Here is a 20,497-nt window from a genome sequence, read left to right on the forward strand (position 1 = left end):
ACCGTAGGTCTGAGGTTTTCCGCCAATTGGCCAAACCGGGTAGATCCGCTACCCCACTATTCCTAAGATACATGATCAACTGCCCTTTTCCGCTGTGACCGGCAGGAATCAGGGCGTTGGCTAGGCATCGACGCGCGTCTGCTCCAACGCTTGGGCATAACTGGCCAGCCGCTGCAGGTTCTCGATGGCCTGGGCCGAGCTGCTGCGCGAGAAATCCCCGCGCGGCATCAGGGTCAGCGCCCCGAGCTGTCCCAGTCCCAAGCCCAGCTGGCGCCATGGACGCAGAATGGAGTTCACCGCCTCGACAACTCCCGGGGCCCGCTCGGAAGGGGCCAGCACCTGCAAGAAGACGCGGTCTCCGCCTTCTACCAACCCGGCGACTCGTTCCCATTTGCGGTGCGTCAGGCCGGAAGGGTCGATGAGCATTGCACCGGCACCAGCCTGGTGCAGCAGATCGACCCGTTCAATCCAGTGCTCGTCCCAGGTTGGCAGGTTCAGCAGCGAGGCGACCCGCTGGCCTTGGGCATCGCCGCCAATCACCTTGAGGAACTGCTCATAGGAGCCGCGCACTTCGGCGCGCGGAATCGAGCGCAGGGTTCGGTAGCCGCTGGCGGTGCTGATGGTGCCGTCAAGCACGTCGCCCAGCAGCGGCTCATCAAGCTGGATGGTGAAGTCGGCCAGCGAGGTGACGCGGGCCAGGCGGCCCAGCTGCTCGCGGGCTCCGTGGGCGTAGGACTCGATGACATCGCGCCGTGCCCCGTGATCGCTGATCACGCGCTCCCCGTTGGACAGGTACAGGCTGGCGGCCAGGGTCCACGGTCCGAGCAGGGTGAGCTTGAGCCGCCGGGCAGGGCGGGCTTCGGCGCCCAGAACATCGGCGAGCAGGTTCTCGTCGCTGCGCAGGATGCTGCGCGCCCGGCGGGCATCGATGCCGTCGGTGACGCCGATCCTCCAGCCATGCGGCTGCAAATCGAAGCCGAGGTCAGCCAGCAGCGCGGCGCTGCGGCCTACGGCATCCGCACCGACACCGCGATCAGGCAGCTGCGGGAAGACGGCGAGGTTGGGCTCCCCCAACTCGCCGCGCACCACTTCATGGATGGCCAGCGGGTCGGTGCCCGGGAACTGGCAGAAGGCAGTGGCGTGGACATCGTGGCGTTCAGCGACCTGCAGTTCTTGCTCAGGCATTGTTGTGCGAGTCTGAAATGTTCTGGTGGTGGCGGATGACTTCAGAAATCACGAAATTCAAGAACTTTTCAGCGAATTCCGGGTCAAGATGCGCTTCGTGAGCCAGGGCTCGCAGGCGCTCGATCTGCGCCTTCTCGCGGTTCGGATCGCTGGGCGGCAGCTGGTGCTTGGCCTTGAGGATTCCGACGCGCTGGGTCGCCTTGAAGCGTTCGGCCAAGAGGAAGACCAGCTGGGCATCAAAGTTGTCGATGCTGCCGCGGATTGCGTACAGCTCTTCGAGGACTTCATTCTTCACCTCGCCCTGCAACGAGCTCGCGTGCGGGTCGAATGACTGGGTGGTCTCAGTGTTCTTCGGCTCGTCCATGGCACCAGTTTACGGGTTCACATTCCGGATTGCGCACAAGGTGACGTGCCCCGGACACGGTGCCAAACCGTGTCCGGGACATGCCCGTGGTTCCTTGGTTGCCGTGGCTCAGGATCCGTTCAGCTGCTCGATAAGCTTGCGGCGCTGGGCTTGCTCGCGCGGGTCCGGCACCGGCAGCGAGGCAATGAGCCGCTGCGTGTACTCGTGCATCGGGTTGGCCAGCACCTTGGAGCCCAGGCCTTCTTCCAGCAGGCTGCCGCGGAACAGGACGCCCACCCAGGTCGCCAGCTGGTCGACCACTGCCAGGTCATGCGAGACGAACAGGGCCGCGAAGCCCAGTTCGGCCTGCAATTCGCGGAACAGCTCCAGTACCCTCGCCTGCACCGAAACGTCCAACGCGCTGGTTGGCTCATCGGCGATCAGCAGCTTCGGTTCCAGGGCCAGGGCGCGGGCCAGCGAGGCGCGCTGGCGCTGGCCGCCGGAGAGCTCGTGCGGGTACCGGTTCGCGAATCCGGCCGGCAGCTGCACCGACTCCAGCAGCTCGGCCACCTTGGCACGGGTCTGCGGCGGATTCAGGTCGCGGTGCACTGCCAGCGGCTCGGCAACGCATTCGCCCACGGTCAGATGCGGGTTGAAGCTCGCCGCTGGATCCTGGAACACGAATCCGATCTGCTCGCGCAGCGGCTTGAAGGTGCGTTCCTTGAACTGGGCCATTTCGTAGCCCAGCACCTTCAGCGAGCCGCCGGTGATGCGGTTGAGCCCGGCAATGCTGCGCCCGATGGTGGTCTTGCCCGATCCCGACTCGCCGACCAGGCCGTAGACCTCCCCGGCGTGGATCTTCAGGTCCACCTCGTTGACAGCGGTGAAGCCCGGAGCGCCGAGGCGACCGGGGAAATGCACTTTCAGGCCCGCCGCTTCCACCAGCACTTCAGCATCCTGGTGCGGGCGTTCGGCCAGCCCTTCCGAGGCGCTTTCGCGCCCCAGGTGCGGCACGGCGGCCAGCAGGGACTTGGTGTAGTCCTCCTGCGGGGCTTCGAAGAGCTGGATCACCGGTGCTTGCTCGACGATCTGCCCCTGGTTCATCACGATCACGCGGTCCGCGATATCGGCCACCACGCCCATATTGTGGGTGATGATGACAATCGCGGTGCCCAGCTCGTCACGCAAATCGCGCAGCAGCTGCAGGATTTCGGCCTGAACAGTGACATCCAATGCGGTGGTCGGCTCGTCGGCCACGATCAGCTCCGGCTTCAGGGCCAGCGCCGCGGCGATGACCACGCGCTGCTTCTGCCCGCCGGAGAACTGGTGCGGATAGTAGTCCACGCGCTGCTCCGGATCCGGGATACCGACTTGGCGCATCGCCTCGATGGCGCGCGCCTTGGCTTCCTTCTTGGAGATCTTGTTGTGCGCACGGATGCCCTCCATGATTTGCCAGCCCACGGTGTACACCGGGTTCAGCGCGGTGGATGGCTCCTGGAAGACCATGGCCACATCACGGCCGCGGGTTTCGCGCAGCTCGTGGCCGCGCAGGGTCAGCATGTTCTTGCCCTTGAGGTAGACGCCGCCGCGGGAGGCGCCGTTCTCGGCAAGGATGCCCAAGGCGGTGCGCGCGGTGACGGACTTCCCGGAACCGGATTCGCCCACGATAGCCAGGATCTCTCCGGCCTTGACCTGCAGGTCGACACCGCGCACCGCTGGCACGGCGCCGGCGTCGGTGACGAAATCGATGTTCAGGTCCTCGACGCGCAGCACATCGGAGGTGCCGGCGTCGGCCACTGGATTGAGGACAGGACTATTGGTCATTTGCTTGCTCCTACCTGCCCGGACTGGGTGATGCGCTTGGCCTTCTTCCGGCTGAAGCGGCGCAGGCGCGGGTCATTGAGGTCATTCATGGATTCGCCCACCAGGGTCAGGCCCATGACGGTGAGCACGATGGCCAAGCCCGGGAACAGGCCGGTCCACCAGATGCCGCTGGTCGCATCGGACATTGCGCGGTTCAGGTCGTAGCCCCATTCTGACGCGCTGGTCGGCTCGATGCCGAAGCCCAGGAAGCCCAAGCCGGCCAGGGTCAGCAGCGCCTCGGTCGCGTTGAGCGTAAAGATCAGCGGCAGGGTGCGGGTGGCGTTGCGCAGCAGGTGGGCGAACATCACCCGCCATGGGCTGGCACCGATCACCTGGGCGGATTCCACGAACGGCTCCGCCTTCAGGCGCATCACCTCGGCGCGGACCACGCGGAAGTATTGCGGGATGAACACCACGGTGATGGAAATGGCGGCCGCCATCACGCCGCCGAAGAGCGAGGACTGGCCCTGCGAGATCACGATGGACATCACGATGGCCAGCAGCAGGGACGGGAAGGCATAGATCGCGTCGGACAGCACCACGGCGATGCGGTCGAACCAGCCGCCGAGGTAGCCGGAGACCAGCCCCAGCAGCACGCCGAGGAACAGGGACATGACCACGGCGGCCAGGATCACCCAGATGGCCGTCTGCGCGCCGAAGAGGGTGCGCGAGAACACGTCGTAGCCGGTGGCGGTGGTGCCCCAGATGAATTTGCTGTCCGGGGCAGCCTGGCGCGGGAAGTCGCCCGAAGCGTCCGAGGACTGCGCGAAGTCGAAGGGCGCGATCAGCGGTGCGAACAAGGCGGTGAAGATGAACAGCCCGGACAGTATCAGGCCGGCAATCAGCATGCCGCGCTGCAGGCCCGAGGACATGCGCAGGTGGGAAATGACCGGGAGCCGGTCAAGCCAGGATTTGTTCGAGGCGGGCAGGGTTGCTGTGCTCATGATTAGTACCTGACTCTCGGGTCGATCAAGGCGGCCAGCACGTCGACAATGAAGTTGGTGACGGCGACGATAATGGCTAGCAGCACCACGATGCCCTGCACTGCCACGAAGTCGCGGGCGGTGAGGTATTCGGCGAGCTTGAAGCCAAGCCCCGACCATTCGAAGGTGGTCTCGGTGAGCACCGCGCCGCCGAGCAGCATAGCGATTTGCAGGCCCATGACGGTGATGATCGGGATCAATGCCGGGCGGTAGGCGTGCTTGGTGGTCAGCCGGTATTCGCTGACACCGCGCGAACGGCCGGCTTCGACGTATTCACGGCCCAGCGTGCCAATCGCGTTGGTGCGCACCAGGCGCAGGAACACGCCGCCGGTGAGCAGGCCCAGCGCCAATGCCGGCAGGATCGCATGCTCGGTGACGTTGGCGAATGCTTCCATGTTGCCGCTGCGCAGCGCGTCCAGCCAATAGATGCCGCTGGGGCTCTGCAATCCGGTGAGCTCGAGTTCGGTCTGCCAGTCGGCACGTCCGCTGATGGGCAGCCAGCCGAGCCACACGCCGAAAACCAGCTTGAGCAGCAGGCCGGCGAAGAAGACCGGGGTGGCGTAGGAGAGGATGGCCAGGATGCGCAGCACGGCATCCGTGTAGCGGTCGCGGAACTTCGCGGCGACCAGGCCCAGCGGGATGCCGACCAGCAGCGCGACGATCACCGCATTGATGGCCAGTTCCAAGGTGGCTGCGCCGTAGGTGGCCAGCACCTCGGTGACCGCGCGGTTATCGCTCATGGTGCGGCCCAGGTCCCCGGTGATGATCTGGCCCAGGTACTCGAAGTACTGGATCAGGATCGGCCGGTCGTAGCCGGCCTCGTGGATGCGCTGAGCCAGCTGGTCCGGTGTGAGCCGTCCGCCCAGGGCCGCGGTGATCGGGTCGCCGGTCACGCGCATCAGGAAGAACACCACTGTGATGAGGATGAAGACAGTGGGAATGATCAGCAAGAATCGGGTAATCAGGTAGCGGAGGAATCCCCCGCCCTTCTGCTTTGCTGGTTTGGGTGCTGCTAGCGGGCTTGCTTCTTGGCCCGGTGGCGACGTGATAGTCATCGTCTGTCCTTTTGGTTCAGGATGCGTGGCGCTGCGCCGTGGAAAGTTGCCGTTGACGGCGCATGCCAAGGGGATCCACCGCGTCTGCCGTTGCTGGCGCGTGGCGGATCCCCTCAGGTTTGCTGTCTGCGAGGCTGGAGCGGAATTACTTGCTCAGCACACCGAGACGGAACTTGAACGAAGCGTCCAAGGTCTTGTCGACGCCCTTGACGTCCTTGCCCGCAATGGCCACCTGGGCACCTTGCAGCAGCGGCAGCGTGGACAGGTCCTCGGCCACCATCGTCTGCAGTTCCTCGATGGCCTTGGTGCGCTCGGCGGCATCGGTCATGCCGCGCTGCTCGGAGATCAGCTTGTCGACCTCGGGATTGTCGTAGTTGTTCGACAGGAAGTTGTCCTTGGCGAAGAACGGCGACAGGTAGTTGTCTGCGTCCGAGTAGTCAGGGAACCAGCCCAGCTGGTAGGCAGGGTAATCCGAGACACGCTGCTTCTGGTAGGTCACCCATTCGGTGGACTTCAGGTCGACGTCGAACAGGCCATCGGCTTCCAGCTGCTTCTCAACCAGTGCGTATTCGTCACCGGAGTTCGGGCCGTAATGGTCCGGGTTGTACTGCAGTGCGAGCTTGACGGGAGTCTCGACGCCGGCATCCTCCAGAACCTTCTTGGCCTTGGCGGCATCCGGCTTTCCGTCGGTGCCGTACAGGTCCTTCAGCGGTTCAATCGCACCGGTAAAGCCCTGCGGCACGTAGGAGTAGGCCGGGGTGTAGGTGTCCTTGTAGACGTTCTTCGCGATGGCTTCGCGGTCCACGAGGTGCGCGGCGGCCTGGCGCACGGCCAGCGACTTCGCTTCATCAGCGTCATCGGTCTTGGCGCCGTACGGCATGGAATCGAAGTTGAAGACGATGTAGCGCAACTCGCCACCGGGGCCCTTGTGGACCACGAGGTTCTCATCCTTGCCCAGGTCCTCTATGTCGGTTGGGGTCAGCGAACGCCAAGCGACGTCGATCTTGCCTTCCTGGACTTCGAGCTTCAGGTTGTTGGCGTCGGCGTAGTACTTGATCGCCGCCTTGTCATTGGCAGCCGGGCCCAGCACGCCCTGGTAGGACTCGTTGGCGCTGAATGAGATCAGGTTGTTCTTGTTGTACGAATCAATGACGTACTGGCCGCCGAAGGCCTTGGCCTCAACGATCTCCTGGTCGTCCATGACCTTGTCCGCGGAGAACACTTCGTCATCAACGATCGGGCCGACCGGAGAGGTCAGCACCTGCGGGAAGGTCTGGTCGTTGGCGACCTTCAGCTTGAAGACCACGGTGGTGGCATCTGGCGCTTCGATGGACTCGACGTTGCCAAGCAGCGAGGAAGGACCGTTGGGGTCCGCGATCTTCAGCTGGCGGTCGAAGGTGAACTTGACGTCCTTGGAGTCAAGGTCGTGGCCGTTGGCCCACTTCAAGCCCGACTTCAGCTTGACCGTGTATTCGGTCGGGGAAGTGAACTCTGCGGATTCGGCAAGGCTCATCGATGGGTCCGGACTGCCCGGCTCGGAGTTGAGCAGGAAGGGGTAGATCTGGTTCATGACCATGAACGAACCGTTGTCGTAGGATCCAGCAGGGTCCAGAGAGGTCACTTTGTCGGTGGTGCCCAGGGTGATCGGGGCGCTGGTATCGCCATTGCCGCCGCCTTCATTGCCACTGTCTGCAGCTTGGGTGCAGCCGGTCAGAGCCAGGGCAGAGATACCCACAACGGCTGCTGCGAGTCGCAGTCCGTTCTTCTTGCGAGTCATGAGTCATCCTTCGTCTAGATACATGCATGCACTGTGATGTTTAGCACATGCTTCACATAGCCTATGTGATGCAGGGCACGAAATACGAATGGAAGAGGTGGAAATTGGCAAAAGCGCGGTCTCAACGCCCGCTTTTTGCGCTTCAGCCCATAGCCACGCTAACTCACCGTTGCGATGGGCTGGCATGGCTTCCGGGGTGTTCGCCCGGTGGCATAAGCTAGATACCAATGATGACTCGTAGAGACGCGGCAATCGCGTTGGATATCCCAGTAGAAATGGCCAAGAAGCACGGCATCCCGTCGAAGTTGAGCGAAGCCGAGTTTCGTGAGCTGAATTCGAACCCGCCTGCATGGCTGGCCCAGTCGCGTGCGAATCGCACCGGCAAACGGCCAGTGTGGATTCACCTGGTCTGCGAAGTCTGCGGCTTCAGCGAGTACGAGCGTCCCAAGAAGTGGTGGCCTGCCTTCGATTTCGTGCACTGCCACACGCACTCCCCGGCGCAGCTGCCAAGGCTGGAAAAAGGCAAGACTCGCGTGGAGTACCAGGATATTTCGGCCCATATGTTCGGCATTGTCGACGAGGACTAGAAGCTGTCTCCATCCGTTTCAATTGGCTCGCCCGGCTACTCGGACATTCCGCGAGCGGGGCAACAACCCATCTTTTGCCCTTTGGCGACGCTAAAGAGCCTTTGACGCAAAGAAGCCCTTGGTTCCATTCTCTTTCGAATGGAACCAAGGGCTTCTTTGCGTCGGCATAATCAGTTGACCTTGCTGGAGTCCCAGGCGCTGGAACGGGCAGAATCGATGGTTGCCTGGCCAAGCACCCGGCTGCCCTGGTAAACGACCATGGTCTGGCCCGGCGCAACTCCGCGCATGCCTTCAGGGAGATTGACTACCAGCTCGTCACGGCCCTCATCGGAGCGCTCCATGTGAGCCACAGCAGCCACCGGATCGCCGTGCGCACGCACCTGCACCATGCAATCGAAGGTGTCTCCGCTGAAGACTTCAGCGATTGGCACGCCCGCCCAGGAAATGCGGATACCGCGCAACTGGTCCACGGCCAGCAGAGCCTCTGGACCGACGATCACCTTGTTCTCCTTCGGACGGATTTCCAGCACGAAACGCGGTTTTCCATCGGCAGCCGGACGGCCCAGGCGAAGGCCCTTGCGCTGGCCAACAGTGAAGGCCTGCGCGCCTTCGTGCTCGCCAAGCTGGTTGCCCTCGTGGTCGACAATCTCCCCTGGCTTCATCTCAATGCGTTCAGCCAGCCATCCGCGGGTATCCCCATCAGGGATGAAGCAGATGTCGTAGCTGTCGGGCTTGTTCGCGACCGTCAGGCCACGCGCGGCGGCTTCGGCACGGACTTCCGCTTTGGAGGGGGTTTCGGCCAGCGGGAACATGCAGTGCTCCAGCTGCTCGTGGGTCAGCACGCCCAAGACGTAGGACTGGTCCTTGGCCCAGTCCGCGGCGCGGTGCAGCTCCGGGTTGCCCTGCTCGTCGCGCAGCACCTTGGCGTAGTGGCCGGTGCAGACCGCATCAAAGCCCAGGGCCAGGGCCTTCTCGAGCAAGGCGGCGAACTTGATCTTCTCATTGCAGCGCATGCACGGGTTCGGGGTGCGGCCGGCCTCGTATTCAGCTACGAAGTCATCCACCACGTCCTCGGCGAAGCGGTCAGAGAAATCCCAGACGTAATACGGGATGCCCAGCTTGTCGCAGGCACGCCAGGCATCATTGGAGTCTTCCAAGGTGCAGCAACCGCGCGAACCGGTGCGGAGGGTCCCTGGCATGCGGGACAGAGCCAGGTGCACGCCGACCACATCGTGGCCAGCTTCAACCGCGCGGGCGGCGGCGACCGCCGAGTCCACGCCTCCGGACATCGCTGCTAGTACTTTCATCGTGTAAAACCTGTTCCTGCCGTGTGGATGCTGCTTTCATCGGCTGCCATGCCAGCCTTCTTTGCCTGGGCATATGCTTGCGGCAAAGCCTCTAGTAATGCGTCAACGTCGGCGCGCGTGGATGTATGCCCCAATGTGAAACGTTGCACACTGCGCGCGGCGCGCGCATCGCGTCCCATAGCCAGCAAAACATGCGAAGGCTGCGGAACGCCAGCGGTGCAGGCCGAACCAGTAGATGAGGCAATGCCCACCATATCCAAGCCGAAGAGCAGGGAATCCCCTTCGCATTCGGGGAAAGTGAAGTGCAGATTGCCGGGCAACCGCTTGCCTTCGTTGGCCTGGTCCCGTGGACCGTTCAGCACGGCTTCTGGAATTAAGCCGCTGATCTTCTCGACAGCGTATTCGCGCAGTTCGCTCAGCCGCGCGGCTTCCTGCTGCAATTCGGCACGCACCGCAGTAGCCGCAGCGGCGAAGCCGGCCGCGTGGGCGGCGTTCAGGGTGCCCGAACGCAGCTTGCGTTCATGTCCGCCGCCGTGCTGCACAGGGGTGAGCACGACATCCCTGCGAACCAGCAGTCCGCCGATACCTACCGGGCCGCCGATCTTATGCGCGCTGATCGCCATGGTGGCCAAATTGGAGGAGGCGAAGTCGACCTCCACCGCTCCGAAGGCCTGGACCGCATCCGAGTGCACAGGGATCCCGTGGCGGCCAGCCAAGGCGGCGAATTCACGAACTGGCTGCACGGTGCCGACTTCATTGTTGGCCCACATCAAGGTCGCCAAGGCAATGCGCTGGTGGTGCTCTGCAAAAAGCTTCTCTGCCGCATCGAGATCAACTACGCCGTCCCCGTCAACGGCCAACCACAGCAAGGTGGCATTCTCGTGGTCCTGCAACCAGGTTGCCGTATCCAGGATCGCATGGTGCTCGATGCCGGTGAGCACGATGGCGCGCGCCTGCTCGTTGGCCGCTACGCGGTTCCAGAAAAGGCCCTTCAGCGCCAGGTTATCCGATTCGGTTCCGCCAGATGTGAAGATCAATTCGCTGGGGTGCGCCCCGGCGGCATTGGCAATAGCCTGGCGGGCATCATCCACCGTACGGTTGGCACGACGTCCTGCCGTGTGCAAGGACGACGGGTTTCCCGTGCGGGAATACTGCTCGGTGATCGCAGCGAGAGCTGCTGGATTCAGATCGGTGGTTGCCGCGTGATCCAAGTATACGGCGGAAGTATTCATAACTCTTCAATGGTACGGGGTCTGGTGCCCTAGTTAGAATGGCCAATCCGTGTGAATTGGCCGACCTCAATGGCTTCCAGGACCGGATTATTCAGGATCGATTCGATCAATGACGCGGGTCCGCCCAGAATAGTGCAGTCATCGAAGGGTTCGGTTGACAGCATCCACGAGTGGTCTGCTGCAAAGGCCAATGCAGGGCGCTGGCGCTGGGCACCGTCGGCAGTTATTGCCCATTCGGGTCGCGCCAAGAACTCGGCGTCCGCTTCGAACAGGTGGTAGTTCCGGTATCCGCCACCCAGCTCCAGCAGGTCCGCGTGGATGACCTCGGGGCTAAAGGCCGGCTTCTGCGCTTCGGCGAGCGCCAATTCGTACTCCCTTTGGTTCTCTTCATCGTTCAAAGCAGGATCCGGTTCGCGCTCAATCTGGATTCGATCACCGCCTTCGATAAAGGCATAGCCTGCCCACAAGCCCACCACAAACTTCTGGTCCTGCGGGGAAGCCGCGAGAAGTTCTGCGGCCAGGGCATGCCATTGGGATTCCGGGAGCTGGTCAAGGGGCAGATCGGAATCCACCCAGGCATCCTCGGTTTCAGGATTGCCTTGCGCGTCCAGTCCGGCCACGGTTTCGAAAAGATCGGCCGCAGTGATGATGTGCTTGCGGCTCTGCGCCACCGTCTCCCAGCGCACTAGTTGGTCATCCTCATCCAGGGATGGGTGCAAGATGCGAACGTAGCGTTCAAAGCCGTGAGGGATTTGGGCAACAACCGTGCTGGGGTCGGCCGATGCGCAAGCGGACGCGATCCATTGCCCGTGATCTGCGGAGAGGTGGGAAAACTGCATGCTCTAAGCCTAGCGAGATCAGCAGAGGAATTCCGTCTCCCTGCCATACTCGGTGGTATGAATAGAAGAACAACAGATGACTTGTCGAAACCAGCTAAGGGAGCCTTCCTGCATGTTCAAGCCTGAATTCTTGGTTCCCGTCCATGATTTTTCGCAGCGTTCCTTGGATTTCTCAAAGCGGATCGCGGTGATGGCCGTGATCAACCGCACCCCGGATTCTTTCTACGATGCAGGGTCGACCTTTGGGTTGGACGATGCAGTAGCCGCTGCCATGCGTGCGGTTGAGGCGGGCGCAGACTGGGTGGATATCGGCGGGGTGCCCTTCTCCCCTGGCCCCGAGCTTCCGTGGCAGGAGGAGGCGGAGCGAATTGTCCCGGTGATCCGCCAAGTGCGCCAACGCAGTTCGGTGATCATCTCGGCCGACACTTTCCACCCACAGGTGGCGCAAGCCGCCATTGAGGCCGGTGCGGATGTCATCAATGACACCACAGGATTTTCCTCCCCGGAATTGGCACAGGCGGTGGCCAAGAACAATGTGCACGTGGTGATCACCCATTCGCTGGCCAAGCCCCGCACCGTCTATCCGCGCCCGCACTATGACGATGTGGTAGACGAAATCCGCCAGTACCTGGTGGAGAAGGTCCAGGTCGCGTTGGATGCTGGTATCTCGCCAGCGAAGATCATTGTCGATCCGGGCCATGACCTGAACAAGAACACCCGCCACACACTGGACCTGACCGCCGGGTTCCAGGCCTTTGCTGATTTGGGCTATCCGGCATTGGCTGCAGTTTCGAATAAGGATTTCATTGGCGAGACGCTGAACTTGCCGAAGGCCGAGCGCATGGTCGGATCCATGGTGGCAGCAACAATCTGCGCGATGAATGGCGCCCGGATTCTGCGGATGCACAACATTCCTGAATCGGTGCAGACTGTACGCCTGCTAGAAGCAGCTCAGGGTTGGCGGGAACCTGCCTACCAGATTCACAACATGGGGGATGTCAATCCTCCTGCGCACCCAGAACGCGAAGCCAGTCAGTAAGGAGTTCTCCAGATGCGTGCCCTGCTCCCCCATCAGTCTGATCAGGTCGATGACCAGTTCCTGCTTGAACGCTACTCCAGTGGGCAACGCCCTTTCGTGCGTTTCAACTTCGTCAGCAGCATCGATGGCAGCGCCCAGGTTGATGGGCTTTCCGGCGGTTTGGGTTCACCGGGCGATCGAAGGATTTTCTCGCTCTTGCGCCGACTTGCGGACGTAATCCTGGTCGGTGCGGGAACGGTGCGTGCCGAGGGATACGAAGGCCAGCTCCTATCCGAAGAGGACATGGCATGGCGAATCGAGCGTGGGATGCCACCACAGCCTGTGCTGGCGCTTGTTTCCCACGGATTGCATATGAAGCCACCTGAGCCGGTCTTTGCCAAATCCCCAGTTCCGGTGTTGCTTTTCACCAGCGTCCACGTATCTGACGAACAGCGTGAAGCTTTCGGGACCAATGCCACCCTCGTGCAGGTTTCTGACAAGGACGGTGGATGTGCTCCGCAGGAAATTGTCGACTACCTGCATTCCCGAGGTCTTGGCTTCATCCATGCCGAGGGCGGTCCCCATATATTTGGACAATTCGCCGCGGCTGGCGCCGTGGATTCAGCCTGCATCAGCCACTCCCCGGTGCTGGTGGCTGGCGATGGCATGAGAATTGCGGTTCACGAGCAGCAGGCTTTCCTCCAGTTCGAGCTGCATTCCCTTTTCGAAGAGAACAGCATGCTCTTCTGCGACTACCGGTTCAGGAGATCAGCTGAATCCCAGCCGGAATAACTGATAGGTCGAATGGCCCCTCGCCGACGCATTCCCCGTCTGCATAGCTGCTCCGAGTAGTTTCCACGCGGGCGTGTGCAAGGTGTGCGCTGACTTTCCATGGGTGTGGTGCGCCGGTGAGGATTCTCGGCAGATACGGAAGGACACGCAGAATCCGTGCTCCCCGTACGATCGCCAATTCTGCGGTGCCGTCGGTTATTTCGGCACGCGGGAAGAGCCTGATTCCTCCGCCCAGGGACTTTATATTGGCCAAACTGGCGGCCAGGACACTCCCGCTAAATTCCAGTCCATTGGCCTTGATCTCGCTGTGCCATCCGCGCAGCTGCGGGATGCACAGGATCAGTCCGGCGATGTACCGCAAGGATCCGAGTTGCCGTGGCAGCGCGTTGGCTTTCGCATTGACGGTGGCTTCAAAGCCCCAGGAGACCGCACCCAGCGCATAACGCGGTGATCCCCCGGCCTGGTCAAACCGCAGTTCCAACAGGTCGATGGGCGTCGTTGCTCCCGGTTGCCTGCAAAATGCAATCATCTTGGCCAAGGAATCTTCTGCCTTCGCTTCCCCAGTCATGCGCCAGAAGTCGTTGCCGCTGCCAGCCGGAACAATCCCAACGGGAATCGCAGTACCCGCAACATGCTGGATGCAGTGATGGATCAGGCCATCACCGCCAATAACGATGATGATCCGCGAAGCTCTGAGCCGACCGCCGACCTGCTCCACACTGGTAACTGAGGTATCAACCAGCTCGTGCTCCAGTCCCAGAACCCCCAGCTGTTGAGCAAGTTGCTGAGCACGGCGCATCCCCTGTCCTCGTCCTGAGGCCGGGTGGAAGATGATTCGAATCTTTTTGGCGTGCGCAAACGAGCTCATGAGCATAGAGATTACCTAGCAACTTGACGCTTCTACAAAGAATTTGCTGGGTTGCGTTCGCTAAAATGGGAAGCACTGGCCATCTCGTCATTTGCACCGAAAGGATTCTTCCGTTCAATGAGCACACCAAGTCCCTATGAAATTCTTGGTGTCGCGCCCACTGCGAGCTTGGAAGAGATCAAGATCGCATACCGGAGAGCTGCTCGCGCCACGCATCCAGACCTCGGTGGCAGCGAAGACAAGTTCAAAGAAGTGCAGCGTGCTTTCCAGCAGCTGAACGATCTGGCAGCTCCGCTGGACTATGAGCAGAGCTTCCCGGCTCCGGGCAACGCTTCGCGCGCCGGATTCAGCGCCCGTCCGTTCGACGAGCGCTTGCGCAAGAGCCCACAGCAACCCAAGGCCCAGTTGCCCACCGAGTATGTACCGCCATTGTCAGAATCCTCCTTGGCGCTGCCGGACAAGAAGATCTGTGAGCAGCGTGTACACGGAGAACCTCGCAAGCGCGGTCTGTTCTCCAACCGATCGAGGCTGCTTCGCGAAGCCCAGACCATCAACTTGCTGGCCAAGAATGTAATGAATATCTTGCCGGCGGCCCGTTTGGTCAATGGATTGCGTTCGCCGGCATCCGGCCACTACGACCATGTGCTGTTTGCCGGTTACCGCATGGCAGTGATCAACACGATGACGTTGCCCGATGGCTATTATTCCTTTGACGGCAACGTTTTGCGCCACGGCAATAAGCTGACGCAGCCTCCGCAGTTCTCCATCTCCGGAATGCAACGCCAGTTCATGCGGATGAACGTTGTCGCGTTCACCCTGGTGCTTTCTGCCAACGGCAATCATCACGAACCGGTCATCGAGTACCGCCGCAATGCCGATCCAACCCTGGCATCGACGCCAAATGTGCTCAACGCCGCGGGATTGATCCGCGAGTTGAAACTCTTCCTGGGCTCCGGTCCATCGCCAAATGTTGTTGACCGCCTGGCCCTGGCGAAGTTGCTAGAGGCGATGTACTAAGGTCAATGGCTTAAATCTTCACGGCGAGAGCTTAAACTAGTTGAGTGTTTCGTATCGTCTTCAATGCCCCAGAGATCCCGGGTAATTCCGGCAACGCCATCCGACTAGCAGCCATCACCGGCGCAGAACTGCATTTGGTGAAGCCGCTGGGCTTCAACTTCGAGGATGCCAACCTGCGTCGCGCTGGATTGGACTACCACGATCTGGCGAATGTCACGGTGCATGAAAATCTTGATGCTGCCTTTGATGCGTTGGGTGAAGGCCGGGTCTACGCCTTCACCTCCGAAGGAACCACTGTCTACTCGGACATCAGCTACGAGACCAGCGACATCCTGCTCTTCGGCCGTGAATCTGTTGGATTAAGCGCAGAGGATAAGCAGCATCCTCGCGTCACCGATTTGGTCCGCTTGCCGATGCTTCCAGGACGCCGCTCGATGAACCTGGCCAACACGGCATCCGTAGTGGCTTTCGAAGCGTGGCGCCAGCACGGCTTCGCTGGCGCATAAAGTACCAGCTCGCCAGCGCCACGCATACAGCTTTACCTAATCTTTATAAAGTAGGCTCGAGTCTGTACCCGCAGTTTCACGGGTATTGAACTGTGCCGACTACATTTCGGGAGATTCCAAGACCATGAACGGTAGCCATTCCCAGCACCGCGACGAACCCCAGGACGAGAACCTGGGTCTAGACCTGGTGAGCCAAGTGGCCAGCAGTTCACGTGCAGCGAAGAAAAAGCCCAAGCGCTGGATCTTCGCAGTTACAGGACTTGCCATCATCGTTGTCCTAGCGTTGGTGATTTTCACCCTGCTCAATGGGGGCACGAAAGCATCTAAGGCATCCAAAGCCGATGATGCGGTCACCCAGACCGTCGAGTTGAAGAGCGGCGGGCAAGCGGTGCTCAGCTCCTCCGAGTCCGAAAATGCTGTGGGTGTCGAGCTCTCCGAGCTGCCGGCCTTGGACGGGTCGGAACAGTACGTTGCTTGGGCCGTGCATGAGTCCGGCAGTGTCTCGGTGATCGTTTCCAGCACCGGTGAAGACGCCTCGGCTGGACTGACCCCAGCCGATGATGTGATTGCGCTTCACATCACCATTGAGGGAGCCAAGATCCCGGACATGCCATCTGAAGATGCTGAAGCTTCAGTGGACCTTCCGCTGGCCCAAGACCAAGAAACGCAGGACGCGAGCTAGCAACTCACCACCGGCTAAGCAAAGAGCTCGGGTCGAAGACCATTTAATGATCTTCGCCCCGAGCTCTTTTCGTATGCACATCACCCGGATCGCTAGAACCCGGCAATCGTGTCGCTGGCGTTCACCGCCACTGCGTGGAAGGCTTCGGCAAGCTTGCCTTTTCCAAGTTGTCCCCGCACGGCGTTTTCTTCGCACTGCTGCAGAACGTAGTTTTCCATGGCCGCAACGTCCGGATGCTGCGTGAAGTGCGAACGCAAGGCATCCATCTTCTTGCCGAAGAATTCGGTGATGTCCACGTAGGCATTCTCGCGTTCCTGCGGAGCGCCGCACAACCAGAGCCAAGGCACCTTGTACGGTTCCAGTCCTTCGGCACGCAGCAGTTCTGGATAGGAGAACGGATTCTCCACCGCCGGATATATCGCGCGAGTGACCGCTTCACCGCAAGCCAGATGATCTGGGTGCGAGGCCTGGATCCGATCCCACTTGCGCTCTGGGTGCATGGCAATCACGATAGTAGGCCTCACCTGGCGCATCAGCCGTACCACCTTGCGCATGACATCGTGGTTGGCTTCCAAGAAGCCGTCGCGTTCACCGAGGAAATGGACGGTCTTCACGCCCACCTTGGCCGCGGCCTGCTTCTGCTCTTCATGGCGGAGCCTGGCTGTTTCTTCGGGATCCCGATCATCAAAGCCTCCGGCGTCTCCGTCGGTCATGATGCAATACTGGACTTCTGCACCCGCAGCGGTCAGTGCCGCGATGGTGCCGGCCGCCCCAAAATCCAGATCATCCGGGTGGGCGCCGAAGGCCAGAACCCGCTGGGAGCCTGTGCCAATGAATCGCGTTGTATCGATCATGCCTTGCGACGTCGGATCTCTTCGGCTGCCTGCGGCAGGACCTTGGCCAAGTCGCCAACGATGCCCAGGTCGGCAATTTCAAAGACTGGAGCGTCGACATCCTTGTTGATGGCAATGATGAATTTGCTGGTCTGCATGCCTGCCTTCTGCTGGATTGCTCCGGAGATGCCTGCAGAGATGTACAGCTGCGGTGCGACGGTTACACCAGTTTGGCCGATCTGCGCATCATGCGAGATCCAGCCGGCATCAGTTGCTGCTCGAGAAGCGCCCACGGCGGCTCCCAGGGCATCCGCGAGGTCTTCAACCGGACCGAAGTCTCCGTTGACACCACGTCCGCCAGCAACCACGACGCGCGCTTCGGTCAGTGCCGGGCGGTCGCTGGCTGCTTTGGCCTCGGCGGCCGCAATACGGACCTTGGCATCGCTGGAATCCTCCAGCGCCAGTTCTTCTACCGCCAACGGGATGTTGGCAGCAGCAGGAGCGTCCTCGATGCTGTTTGGCTTCAAAGTGGCGAAGAGAGTCCCGTTGGTTGGCTTGGCCTGAACGCTGTAGCTTCCGGCCAGCTCGTCCTTGGTCGCCACCAAGTCACCGGTGATGCCAATGACGTCAGTGATAATCGCACCGTTGTGGCGGACAGCCAGGCGGGCCCCGAGTTCACGGCTGAAGTTGTCGTTGGCAAGCAAAACCAATCCGGCGCCGGTAGCCTGTAGGGCTGCGTCAAGCACGGAAAGCTCGTGCTGTCCGAAAACCTGCGCTTGGCTGGAGGCGGTGTAGAGCTTCACCACGCCGTAAGAAGCTAGCACTTCCTGTGCTGCGGCGCTGACTTCGCTTGCAACGGCCACAGCTGGGTTCTCGAAGCCGGATGCCAAGGTCAGCAGTTCGCGTTGGGCTTTGGACGGTGCTTCGGAAAATTCAGAGAAAAATACAAGGGCTGAAGGCATGTTCAATATTCCTTAGATCAGCTTCTGTTCGGCCAAGAAATCAACCAAGGCAATGCCTGCCTGGCCGCTGTCGTTGATGACAGTTCCAGCTTCACGTGCAGGACGGGCCTCGGCTCCGATTACCTCGGTGTTCGAACCAATGGCCCCAACAGCCGCAGCATCCAAGCCGATAGCCGCCAAATCCAGCTCGGTAACGGTCTTCTTCTTGGCGGCCATGATGGCCTTGAAATTCGGGTAGCGGGGCTCATTGGCCTGGTCGGTGACCGAAAGCACTGCAGGCAGGCTAGCTGTCAGGGTCAAGGTACGATCCAGATGATCGCGCTTGATCGCCAGTTCGCGCTGTGCTGCGTCGAACTCGACGGCGAGCGCGTGAGTCAGCTGTGCAAAGCCCAGTCGCTCTGCGAGCTGAGCTGGGACAACCGAAGTCTCTGCGTCAGTCGAGGACATGCCGGTAACAACCAGGTCCACGTTGCCAACATAATCAACCAGAGCGGCAAGTGCTTTGGACGTGGCGACGGTATCGGAGCCGGCCAGGGCTTCATCGCTGAGATGCAGGCCAGAACTGGCGCCCATCTGCAAGGCCTTCTTGACCGAGTTGCCCGCCCCCTTACCACCCATGGTCGCAGCGATGACTTCATGCCCGGCCGCGAATCCACCGTTGGCTTCCACGATGGAAACGGCGGCTTCGACAGCGTATTCGTCCAACTCCGAGAGGACTGATTCCGCACGGTCCAGGCGCAGCGTCCCCGAATCGATGTGACGGTCAAATTGAACATCTGGGACGTGTTTGACCAGGACCACTATTTTCAGTGGCGTGGTGCTTTCCTCGCTCATTCGCGCCTTCCTACAATCATCTATGCCCGCTCCGGTGCAAAACACGGGCGCAGGCTTATTCCTTCAACCTCTATCGTATCGACACAAGGCAGTTCACCGAGCGTTTATCGCTCTGAGAACATCAAGTGACGCAGGCTGGTTGGTCACCAGCCTGCGTCACTTGATCCACAGCGTCATCATGACGATTTGTTTAGTTATTTGACAGCGTCCCGACCGTTGCGGTTGCGGTATTCTCCTGGCCATTGCGAAGATAGGTGATTTTCGCTTCTCCCCCGGCAGGAATCTCGCGAATGGCGGCCGTCACCGTCTGCGAGTCCTGGACCGCGCGGCCATTGACGCCGGTGATCACGTCGCCGGATTTCAAGCCCGCCTTGTCAGCTGCGGAGTCGGGGCTGATTTCAACAATGCGGGCACCAACCGAGAAGGCCGATGCGTTCTGCTGGTTGGATCCCGAGGCGCCCTGTGGCGTCACTGTGGCACCGAGCAGACCGTGCGTTGCGACGCCGTTGTCGATCAGTTCCTGGGCAACACGCTTTGCATAGTCGATAGGGATAGCGAAGCCCACGCCAATCGAACCGCCTTCTTCGCTGTTGCCAGCCGAGGCGATGGCGACGTTGACGCCGATGATTTCACCATTGGCGTCAACCAGTGCGCCGCCGGAGTTGCCGTGGTTAATCGCCGCGTCGGTCTGGATGACATTCACGTAGATCGAACCGCTTGATTGCTGCTGTTGCTGTTCTTGGCCGGGGAATTGGAAGTTGAACTGATTGCCGTCTCCGCCATCGCTCTGGTCGCTATCCTCGGGCACGGCCGAAGACGCGATGGAGATAGTGCGGTTCAGTGTGGAAATGATGCCGTCGGTGACGGTGCCGCTCAGGCCCAGAGGGGCGCCAATGGCGACCGCGGTATCCCCGACGTTCAGTTCGGCCGATGAGCCCAAGGTGGCCGGAACCAGACCGTCGGCCTGGATGTTGATGACAGCCAGATCCGATAGCGGATCGGTTCCGACGACAGTGGCGCTATGCACGGTACCGTCGTTCATCTGAACCGAAATCTTTGGATTGGCAACTTCTCCACCCAGGGTGACCACGTGGGTGTTGGTCAGAATGTTTCCTTTGTCATCCAAGACGATGCCCGAGCCGGATCCGCCGGAGCCGTTGCCGGATACTTCGATGGTCACCACACTGGGACTGGCCTTGGCGGCGGCTGCGGTGACTTCGGTGACCTTGTCCGGATTGTTGATCACCACTCCTTCGCGCGGCGAGCTGGTGACCGAGGAAGAGCCTGCGTTGTCATTCATGAGATAGGTGGTGCCAGCGGCGGTGACGCCGCCGACCAGTGCTGCCGCGACCATTCCCGCGATGAGGGTGCTGCCGGAGAAGGACTTCTTGTTCTTGGAAGGCTTCTCCGGTGGAACTGGGTAGTGCGCTGGCTCGTTGGACGGCATGCCGTAGCCCGAACCGTAAGCAGATCCGTTCTGGACTGGCTGGGCATCGGAATGCTGGCCGTGTTGGTGGGCCCAATTCGGCGTGCTGTCGGCAGCCGCCGTTGGGTAAGCGCTAGTTGGCTGCTCGCTGGCGCTTGGGCCCGGGTTCACCCTCGGGTAGCTCACTGTTGGTTCACTCGAAGCCACTGGGTCGGTGTTGTTGTTCTTTGGCTCTGATGAATTGCCCGCATCGTTCCCACGTGGCTCATTCGGTGTCTGGCTCATGGCTTGCCTCTTTCGAACTGTCGAATTCTCTTGAGTTCAATTATTCAACTCAGGTCTGTGGCATCGAATTGTGGTGTCTGAGCACCTGCTGTGAGTTAACTAT

Annotated in this window: 20 protein-coding genes; 6 read left to right on the forward strand and 14 right to left on the reverse strand. The window is 61.0% G+C overall.

The genetic code is table 11. The features are described from left to right. Positions 1-120: 120 nt before the first annotated feature. The 6 genes from JOE62_RS11645 to JOE62_RS11670 form a co-directional block, all read right to left on the reverse strand. Positions 121-1,185: a uroporphyrinogen decarboxylase/cobalamine-independent methonine synthase family protein gene (locus tag JOE62_RS11645; RefSeq protein WP_204722482.1), complete on the reverse strand. Its 1,065-nt coding sequence runs from the start codon at positions 1,183-1,185 to the stop codon at positions 121-123. Beyond that, positions 1,178-1,549, reverse strand: coding sequence for a chorismate mutase (locus JOE62_RS11650; RefSeq protein ID WP_204722483.1), 372 nt, complete (start codon positions 1,547-1,549; stop codon positions 1,178-1,180). Before JOE62_RS11650 ends, JOE62_RS11645 begins: the two co-directional genes overlap by 8 nt. A gap of 108 nt (positions 1,550-1,657) precedes the next feature. Next, complete coding sequence (locus tag JOE62_RS11655) at positions 1,658-3,352, reverse strand: dipeptide ABC transporter ATP-binding protein (RefSeq protein WP_204722484.1); 1,695 nt, start codon at positions 3,350-3,352, stop codon at positions 1,658-1,660. Continuing rightward, a complete protein-coding gene (locus JOE62_RS11660; RefSeq protein ID WP_204722485.1) occupies positions 3,349-4,335 on the reverse strand; it encodes an ABC transporter permease in 987 nt (328 codons plus the stop codon). The genes JOE62_RS11655 and JOE62_RS11660 overlap by 4 nt, the downstream gene beginning before the upstream one ends. A 2-nt stretch (positions 4,336-4,337) precedes the next feature. Beyond that, complete coding sequence (locus tag JOE62_RS11665) at positions 4,338-5,429, reverse strand: ABC transporter permease (RefSeq protein WP_204722486.1); 1,092 nt, start codon at positions 5,427-5,429, stop codon at positions 4,338-4,340. A 145-nt stretch (positions 5,430-5,574) separates the two neighbouring features. Beyond that, positions 5,575-7,206, reverse strand: a complete 1,632-nt coding sequence (locus JOE62_RS11670) for an ABC transporter substrate-binding protein (RefSeq protein WP_204722487.1) — start codon at positions 7,204-7,206, stop codon at positions 5,575-5,577. Between the two features lie 227 nt (positions 7,207-7,433). Between JOE62_RS11670 and JOE62_RS11675 the strand changes: the two genes are divergently transcribed. After that, complete coding sequence (locus JOE62_RS11675) at positions 7,434-7,793, forward strand: hypothetical protein (protein WP_204722488.1); 360 nt, start codon at positions 7,434-7,436, stop codon at positions 7,791-7,793. Between the two features lie 170 nt (positions 7,794-7,963). Here JOE62_RS11675 and mnmA read toward each other — a convergent pair whose 3' ends face one another. From mnmA to JOE62_RS11690, 3 genes are read right to left on the reverse strand one after another with little or no spacing between them, the layout of a single operon-like run. Continuing rightward, on the reverse strand, positions 7,964-9,100 hold the full coding sequence (mnmA, locus tag JOE62_RS11680; protein ID WP_073705995.1) for a tRNA 2-thiouridine(34) synthase MnmA: 1,137 nt from the start codon (positions 9,098-9,100) through the stop codon (positions 7,964-7,966). Beyond that, positions 9,097-10,332 carry a cysteine desulfurase family protein gene (locus JOE62_RS11685; protein ID WP_204722489.1) on the reverse strand — a complete coding sequence of 412 codons (1,236 nt, stop codon included), beginning with the start codon at positions 10,330-10,332 and terminating at the stop codon, positions 9,097-9,099. Before JOE62_RS11685 ends, mnmA begins: the two co-directional genes overlap by 4 nt. A 29-nt stretch (positions 10,333-10,361) precedes the next feature. Further along, positions 10,362-11,171 carry a hypothetical protein gene (locus JOE62_RS11690; RefSeq protein WP_204722490.1) on the reverse strand — a complete coding sequence of 270 codons (810 nt, stop codon included), beginning with the start codon at positions 11,169-11,171 and terminating at the stop codon, positions 10,362-10,364. A 112-nt stretch (positions 11,172-11,283) separates the two neighbouring features. On the opposite strand from JOE62_RS11690, the gene folP reads away from it, so the two are divergent. Continuing rightward, positions 11,284-12,210, forward strand: coding sequence for a dihydropteroate synthase (gene folP / locus JOE62_RS11695; RefSeq protein ID WP_204722491.1), 927 nt, complete (start codon positions 11,284-11,286; stop codon positions 12,208-12,210). Between the two features lie 12 nt (positions 12,211-12,222). Further along, positions 12,223-12,981 carry a dihydrofolate reductase family protein gene (locus tag JOE62_RS11700; protein ID WP_204722492.1) on the forward strand — a complete coding sequence of 253 codons (759 nt, stop codon included), beginning with the start codon at positions 12,223-12,225 and terminating at the stop codon, positions 12,979-12,981. Here the strand turns inward: JOE62_RS11700 and JOE62_RS11705 are convergent. After that, on the reverse strand, positions 12,950-13,849 hold the full coding sequence (locus tag JOE62_RS11705) for a diacylglycerol/lipid kinase family protein (protein WP_204722493.1): 900 nt from the start codon (positions 13,847-13,849) through the stop codon (positions 12,950-12,952). The two genes, JOE62_RS11700 and JOE62_RS11705, sit on opposite strands and share 32 nt — an antisense overlap. A gap of 117 nt (positions 13,850-13,966) precedes the next feature. On the opposite strand from JOE62_RS11705, the gene JOE62_RS11710 reads away from it, so the two are divergent. From JOE62_RS11710 to JOE62_RS11720, 3 genes are all read left to right on the forward strand, one after another. Next, the gene (locus JOE62_RS11710; protein ID WP_204722494.1) at positions 13,967-14,866 is read left to right on the forward strand and encodes a J domain-containing protein; all 900 of its coding nucleotides are present in this window, start codon (positions 13,967-13,969) and stop codon (positions 14,864-14,866) included. Between the two features lie 44 nt (positions 14,867-14,910). Beyond that, positions 14,911-15,372, forward strand: a complete 462-nt coding sequence (locus tag JOE62_RS11715) for a tRNA (cytidine(34)-2'-O)-methyltransferase (RefSeq protein ID WP_038990563.1) — start codon at positions 14,911-14,913, stop codon at positions 15,370-15,372. A 124-nt stretch (positions 15,373-15,496) separates the two neighbouring features. Next, positions 15,497-16,054, forward strand: a complete 558-nt coding sequence (locus tag JOE62_RS11720; protein WP_073705990.1) for an anti-sigma factor domain-containing protein — start codon at positions 15,497-15,499, stop codon at positions 16,052-16,054. A gap of 92 nt (positions 16,055-16,146) precedes the next feature. On the opposite strand, the gene JOE62_RS11725 is transcribed toward JOE62_RS11720, so the two are convergent. The 4 genes from JOE62_RS11725 to JOE62_RS11740 form a co-directional block, all read right to left on the reverse strand. Then, positions 16,147-16,908, reverse strand: a complete 762-nt coding sequence (locus JOE62_RS11725; protein WP_204722495.1) for a PIG-L deacetylase family protein — start codon at positions 16,906-16,908, stop codon at positions 16,147-16,149. Then, positions 16,905-17,849 (reverse strand): electron transfer flavoprotein subunit alpha/FixB family protein, encoded by a 945-nt coding sequence (locus tag JOE62_RS11730; RefSeq protein WP_121867044.1) that lies wholly within the window; start codon positions 17,847-17,849, stop codon positions 16,905-16,907. The genes JOE62_RS11725 and JOE62_RS11730 overlap by 4 nt, the downstream gene beginning before the upstream one ends. Before the next feature lie 12 nt (positions 17,850-17,861). Continuing rightward, positions 17,862-18,683 (reverse strand): electron transfer flavoprotein subunit beta/FixA family protein, encoded by an 822-nt coding sequence (locus JOE62_RS11735; protein WP_174787696.1) that lies wholly within the window; start codon positions 18,681-18,683, stop codon positions 17,862-17,864. A 190-nt stretch (positions 18,684-18,873) separates the two neighbouring features. Continuing rightward, complete coding sequence (locus JOE62_RS11740) at positions 18,874-20,394, reverse strand: S1C family serine protease (protein ID WP_204722496.1); 1,521 nt, start codon at positions 20,392-20,394, stop codon at positions 18,874-18,876. Between the last annotated feature and the right edge of the window lie 103 nt (positions 20,395-20,497).

It is taken from the genome of Glutamicibacter nicotianae, assembly GCF_016907615.1.
Classification (GTDB): Bacteria; Actinomycetota; Actinomycetes; order Actinomycetales; family Micrococcaceae; genus Glutamicibacter; species Glutamicibacter nicotianae.